Origin of the sequence: Crenobacter oryzisoli, assembly GCF_030385785.1 — a bacterium.
Classification (GTDB): domain Bacteria; phylum Pseudomonadota; class Gammaproteobacteria; order Burkholderiales; family Chromobacteriaceae; genus Crenobacter_A; species Crenobacter_A oryzisoli.
Window position 1 is genome coordinate 1 of the sequence record NZ_JAUEDK010000093.1, and the last position, 6,148, is coordinate 6,148.

Consider the following 6,148-nt stretch of genomic DNA (forward strand, 5'->3'; position numbering starts at 1 on the left):
ATTTCACCGTGCCAACGGGGACGTGACCCAAGCGGATTTCAACGCTGCCCGGAATGTGAAACACCGGCTCCATGACCCGGCTATTGCCCGGTTCATGCCGCACCGCGAGGTGCTGCGGATTCTGCAATCACGTTCCTCCGGCGCAACTGAGCGTCAAGAGGCTTCAGTTGGTCGGCGCAAGCCGCGTCAACGAAGTGCGGATAAATCCATTGCTCTACTTTGAGCAAGTTTTTTGGAACAGGTGGAAGGCCCTCTCTGACAGGTCGTGCCCACCTCATGGTCGAGCCGACCGCAGACCGCCCAGCAGGCGGTCAGGGTCTGATTCCGATCAAGCGTAAAGACTGTCCCCTACCCGACCATCGCCTGAATAGATGCCTTGTCATTCAACCAGGTGTCATCGAAGAAGGTGACTTCGCCAGTGGCCAGGTCGTGTTTGGCGCCAATGATGCCGATCTTGCCGGCGGCGACCATGTGCTCAAGGATGTAGCTGCGGTTGATGATCGAGCGCACCGAATGGCGTACGTTCAGGTCGGCAACATTCTCGACGAACGCAGGGTTCTTCGAATTGCGCTTTGTCGGTTCCAGCGTCTGGCCCTCTTGGTACACGGCGGGCTGGATCTTCGACAGCAGTTCGGTCAGGTTCCCAAGTTCCACGTGGTCGCAGGCGCCTTTGATGGCGCCGCATGAGGAGTGTCCGAGCACCACGATGAGTCTCGACCCGGCCACGTTGCAGGCAAACTCAAGGCTACCGAGGATGTCGGTGTTGATCACATTGCCGGCGATACGCACGGAGAAGATATCCCCGAGGCCCTGGTCGAAGATGAGCTCGGCCGATGTACGGCTGTCGATGCAGCTGACGATGGTGGCGAATGGCCATTGACCATCGCGCGTTTCATTGGCTTGCTGCAACAGGTCGCGGCTCGCGCGCAGGTTGTTGACGAAGCGTGCGTTACCTTCCTTGAGGAATTGCAGGGCGAGTGCCGGGGTGACGGTGGCCTGGGTTTCAGAGGTGTGCGTTTTCATGGTGAGTCGTATCCAGCTTTCCAGCGATTGCGCTGGGTCGCAATATTACCTACGAGAGAAAATAAGCAATAATAGATATTTACGATGATATTGATCGATAAATATCTATGAATGCCACCTTTCGCCAGTTGCGCCTCTTTCTGGCGCTGGCCGAGCGCGGTAGCGTCACTGCTGCCGCGGAGGCCTGCCATGTCACACAGCCGACGGTGTCGATGCAACTGCGCGAGCTTGCCGAGGCCGCCGGTCTGCCTCTTTACGAGCAAATCGGCAAACGTCTTTTCCTGACCGCTGCCGGCGAGGCACTGGCCGGGACGGCACGGGCGATGCTCGACGAGTGGCTCGCATTCGAGCAGACCCTTAATGCCATGAAGGGGCTGGAACAGGGACGCTTGCGCGTCGCGCTGGTGAGTACCGCGAAGTACTTTATACCGCGCCTGCTGGGCAACTTTTGTACGGAACACCCGAACATCGAGATTGCACTCGAGATTCTGAATCGCGACGGTGTGGTCGCACGCCTGCGCGAAAACCGTGATGATCTATACATCATGTCGATGCCGCCCGAGAACCTCGACCTCGAACAGCACGCGTTCCTGCCCAATCCACTGGTCCTGATTGCCTCCGACGGGCACCGACTGAAGGGGCGCCATCTGGAACTCGCTGACCTCTCGGCCGAACGCTTCATCCTGCGGGAGCGTGGTTCAGGCACACGCCTCGCATGCGACGCGTTTTTCTCGCGCGCTGCCTTCGTGCCGCAAGTCAGGCTTGAGTTGGGCAGCAATGAGGCGATCAAGCAGGCTGTTGCCGGAGGCCTCGGTCTTGCAGTGGTTTCGCGTCATGCTCTTCCTGCGCGTCCAGCGGACGATCAACTGACCATTCTAAATGTGGACGGTTTTCCACTCCAATCCCGGTGGTTCACACTTTATCCACGCGGCAAAAGGCTTTCTCCAGTTGCGGCGGTATTTCTCGAACATCTCGAACGAACAGCGTTGGAATGGAGTGAGCGGCGCGAGTCAGGCTTATAGGCGGCAAGGATAGCTGAAAGGCTGCTTGACTCAACTACTTGTCGTTGCTCCGGTGAGAGGGTGACCAGCCGCATCGTCACGCCCTGCGCCGCCACCTGCTGAATGATCTCGAAGGTCTTCTGCGTCTAGCCAGATCATCAGCGAACCTCGTCGCTTCAAGGCAGCGTTGTAGGTCTTCCAGTTCGTTGTGCGGTACTTGCGGGTGACGGCTTACTCATGCAGCAAAACTACTGGACTCCAGAACCCAGCGACTGAGCGGCGGAGTTCTGCAACAGCGCCGTGCACTCCAATGCAGTTTCGACCCGGCCAGGTCTCCCTCTAAGAGAGGTGATTTTATTCCTCGGCGCATAACCCCTGATTCTCAAGCAATATCAATCACTTAATCACCATTATTCGTGCCACCGTAAACAGCGCCCTTCAGACCGATCATTTGAAAGAACTTGACCGTCAGGTCGGCGAAATCGAGTTCCAGATTCAACAATGGCACCGTAACTGTGCGGCTAGCCGTCAGTTGGCCGAGATTCCAGGGATCGGCCCCATTACTGCCACAGCATTGGTCGCCTCGATCGGAAATGCAAAAAGCTTTGAGAACGGACGGCAAGTGGCGGCCTGGCTGCTGTTGGTTCCCAAACAGCGCTCCAGCGGAGGGAAAGCTACGCTGCCCGGCATCAGCACTAGCATATTCTGCATGGATACCGGATTTCGCTTTCGTTGCTATCCGACCGCGGTGCAGGCCCATACGCTGCGGCAATGAATCGGCTGCCAGCGCTTCATCTACAGCGCCAAGGTTGGCGAGGGCAGGTATTTCCGGACCTTACACCGCAAGGCGCTGGCGTTAACCGGCGAATATCCGCCCATCGACCAGAGCTGCAGCCAGTTTAAAGACAAGGCATTGTCACCGTGGCTGTTCGCGGTCCCCTCGCAGATTTTGCGCAATGGCGCGACCAAATGGGCGCAAGCCTACGGGCGTAATTTTCCGAAGCTGGCCGGGCGCCCCACGATCCAGCGCAAACACCACGCGCAATCGGTGTGGATCACCTGCGAACTGTTTAAATTCCTGCCTGTATTCGACGAAGCCAGCGGCGCCATAATCGGTCAGCGCCTGCGCGTCGGCACCGCGAAATTCCCGGTGGGCGAGATCGCGTATACGGCCCATCGGCCGCACGAGGCACCTGCCGTGATCACGCTCAGCGGCAAGTGGTTTGTGTCGTTCTGCAATCAGGACGACATCCCCGTGCCGAGCGAACAGGACATCGCCGCTGAGCTGCAAACGTGGGAGGAGGCCGCGTAGCTCGCGGCGACCGTGGGCGTGGATCGCGGCATCGCCATCCCGGTCTGAGCGGGCGCACAGCGCCACTACGCTTTCCTGCCGGTCCAGCAGCGCCGGATGGCGAAGCAGGAACGGGCCAAACAACGCAGGCAGCTCCGGATGGCGCAGCGTATCCAAGGTTCCAACGGCAGAGCGAAAAAGCCAAGGCGCACGCTGTGGCGCGCCAGCAATACGCCAAGCACGTGCGGCACGACTTCGCCCATCAAACCAGTCACCGGCTGGTCGATGCCGCCTCGCAACAGACGCGCCTGATCGTGTTCGAAGCCTTGCGGGTGACGGCGATGGCCAAGAAGCAGAAGGCCAAACAGGACGAGCACGGTCGCTGGCAACGCAACAGCGACCGAGCCAAAGCCGGACTGAACCGGAAGATACTCGCGAGCGCATGGGGTAAAACCCGTGAGTTCGCTCACTACAAGGTGATGCGCGCGAACAAGCTCATGCTCGCCATCGCACCGCATCACACGTCGCAGGAATGTTCCGCGTGCGGACACATTCACCCGGACAACCGGCCAACGCAGGCCGGCTTTGTCTGCCAACAGTGCGGATTCATGGCCAACGCGGACGACAATGCCAGCCTCAACATCGCCCGGCGCGGTGTGCAGCTGTTACTGTCGGGGGCCTATCAGCCCAAGGCCAAGAAAAAAACGATGAGGCTCAAGAACAAGGTAGGCGCGGAGCGCGCCGAACCGTCGTCGGCAACGACGGCCACGCCGGGGGAGATCAGGGTAAGTCGTGGTTCGGGCAACCGAACTGCGCGCAGATCGAAGAACCCGGAAACCCCCACTACACGGCGTTTAGCCGTTAGTGGTGGGTAGTTCTATAGACAAGCACAGCGCCTTTCTGCGCACGCAGGCGAGAGCGGTGAACCTGGTGTGGAACTACTGTGTGCGACGTGAAGTCGCCTCTTCGATTGTGGCTGCGATTGCCACCGACTCTCCCATGAGTCGCGCCCTAAGCGAGCATGTGGAGCTGGCAACGGCTCAGTGTGAAGCCCCACTGACCCGGTGCGCGGCAAGCCTCGGTCTTCAGGGCGGGGAAGGATAACGCGGACGCCGTAGGCGTCCTTTGGGTGGTCAGTGTGGCGTTTGCTGCTGTTCGAGGTACTGGCGGATGATCTTGATCGGTGCGCCGCCACCGCTACCGGCAAGTAGGACGGCGACCACCGTGCATCGCCCCACCGCTGCTTACGGATACTCGGGTCGTTCTTCTTGCGCATCATGCGGCTGGAAACCCTGTCAGGCTGTTTACTCACACCGAAACCGCCCCCTTCGGCGGGTCGCTCACCCGCCGGTGGACGTGATCGTGCTCGCCGTCGAACTCCACCCATTCCGCCTCGAAGTCAGCGCAGACGCTGGTGAAGAGGCCGCGCAGGTCGTCGAGGATTGCTTTGGTGAATACGTCCCGGCGGTATTGGGTGACGAAGACCAACTGCACCGGCAGCAGAAAGACGCCGTGTCTTCCGTGCCGCATAGCGTTGTCGTTACTCATCGACCAAACTATTCTATCTGCATGCAACGCCGCCAAGCCTTCCAATACGAACTGATGCCGACCGGCGACCAGCAGCGTCTGATGCGCCGTTTCGCCGGATCGTGCCGGTTCGTGTTCAACAAGGCGCTGGCGTTGCAGAAGGAACGCTATGCGCGTGGCGAGCAGAAGCTCGGCTATGCCGGACTGTGCCAGCGGCTCACCGCGTGGCGCAACGGGCCAGACACACCGTGGCTGGCCGAGGCGCCGACGCACCCGCTGCAACAGACGCTCAAGGACCTGGAGCGGGCCTACGCCAACTTCTTCGCCAAGCGGGCGGCCTTCCCGCGCTTCAAGAAGAAGGGCCAGTCCGCTAGCTTCCGCTATCCCGATCCCAAACAGATCAAGCTCGATCAGCGCAACCGCCGCCTCTTCCTGCCCAAGCTCGGCTGGCTGCGCTACCGCCACAGCCGCGATGTGCTGGGCGAGGTGAAGCAGGTCACGGTGTCGGCCAACGGTGGCAAGTGGTTCGTCAGCATCCAGACTGAACGCGAGGTTGAGCAGCCCGTCCCCAATGGCGGCGCGGTCGGCATCGACTTGGGCATTGCCCGCTTCGCCACGCTGTCGGACGGCACGTTCTACGCACCGCTCAACAGCTTCAAGCGGTACGAAAGCGCGCTGCGTAAGGCGCAGCAAGCCATGAGCCGCAAGACCAAGTTCAGTCGCAACTGGCAGAAGGCGAAAGCCCGCGTCCAGCGTCTCCATGCCCGCATCGGCAACGCCCGCCACGACTACCTGCACAAAGCCACGACCACGATCAGCCAAAACCACGCGCTCGTGTGTATCGAGGACTTGCCGGTGCGGAACATGTCCAAGTCGGCAGCAGGCACCACCGAGCAACCGGGCAAGCATGTTCGGGCCAAGTCCGGCCTGAACAAGGCCATCCTCGATCAGGGCGGGTTCGAGTTCCGCCGCCAACTGGACTACCAGCTGGCGTGGCACGGCGGGCATCTGATCGCCGTTCCGGCGCAGAACACCAGTCAGACCTGCCCGTGTTGCGGCCACGTATCGGCGGACAACCGGCGGACGCAAGCTCGGTTCGTCTGCGTCCAATGCGGTGTCGAGGACAACGCCGACCGGGTCGGCGCGCTCAACGTATTAAGGGCGGGACACGCCCGGTTAGCCTGTGAAGTGAACGGTGCGGTAATGCCGACAGCAGCAGGAACCCACCGAAACGCCCCAATCCGGCTCGATGCCGGGTTGAGCGCCGTTGGCCCCCCCCCCGACTTTAGGCGGGGGAGGATGTCAA

The 6,148-nt window shown here is 60.7% G+C and carries 5 protein-coding genes and 2 pseudogenes; 5 read left to right on the forward strand and 2 right to left on the reverse strand.

Features of this window, described 5'->3' with window-relative positions; genetic code table 11:
• Positions 1 to 348: 348 nt before the first annotated feature.
• Entirely contained in the window at positions 349 to 1,023 is a 675-nt protein-coding gene (locus QU481_RS23350) for a carbonic anhydrase family protein (protein ID WP_289832353.1), read from the reverse strand.
• 107 nt (positions 1,024 to 1,130) lie between these two features.
• Here QU481_RS23350 and QU481_RS23355 point away from each other — a divergent pair, with 107 nt between their 5' ends.
• The 4 genes and pseudogenes from QU481_RS23355 to QU481_RS23375 all read left to right on the forward strand — a co-directional run bounded on the left by QU481_RS23355 (position 1,131) and on the right by QU481_RS23375 (position 4,190).
• Positions 1,131 to 2,045: a LysR family transcriptional regulator gene (locus QU481_RS23355; protein ID WP_289832354.1), complete on the forward strand. Its 915-nt coding sequence runs from the start codon at positions 1,131 to 1,133 to the stop codon at positions 2,043 to 2,045.
• 424 nt (positions 2,046 to 2,469) lie between these two features.
• Positions 2,470 to 2,718: pseudogene (locus QU481_RS23365) on the forward strand (transposase); the annotation flags it as partial.
• Positions 2,719 to 2,937: 219 nt separating this feature from the next.
• On the forward strand, positions 2,938 to 3,336 hold the full coding sequence (locus QU481_RS23370; protein ID WP_289832355.1) for a hypothetical protein: 399 nt from the start codon (positions 2,938 to 2,940) through the stop codon (positions 3,334 to 3,336).
• Positions 3,318 to 4,190, forward strand: a complete 873-nt coding sequence (locus tag QU481_RS23375; RefSeq protein ID WP_289832356.1) for an RNA-guided endonuclease InsQ/TnpB family protein — start codon at positions 3,318 to 3,320, stop codon at positions 4,188 to 4,190. The genes QU481_RS23370 and QU481_RS23375 overlap by 19 nt, the downstream gene beginning before the upstream one ends.
• Before the next feature lie 258 nt (positions 4,191 to 4,448).
• Here the strand turns inward: QU481_RS23375 and tnpA are convergent.
• Positions 4,449 to 4,863: pseudogene (gene tnpA / locus QU481_RS23380) on the reverse strand (IS200/IS605 family transposase).
• 21 nt (positions 4,864 to 4,884) lie between these two features.
• On the opposite strand from tnpA, the gene QU481_RS23385 reads away from it, so the two are divergent.
• Positions 4,885 to 6,148, forward strand: a 1,264-nt coding sequence (locus QU481_RS23385; RefSeq protein WP_289832261.1) for an RNA-guided endonuclease InsQ/TnpB family protein, incomplete at its 3' end; no start/stop codon positions are given.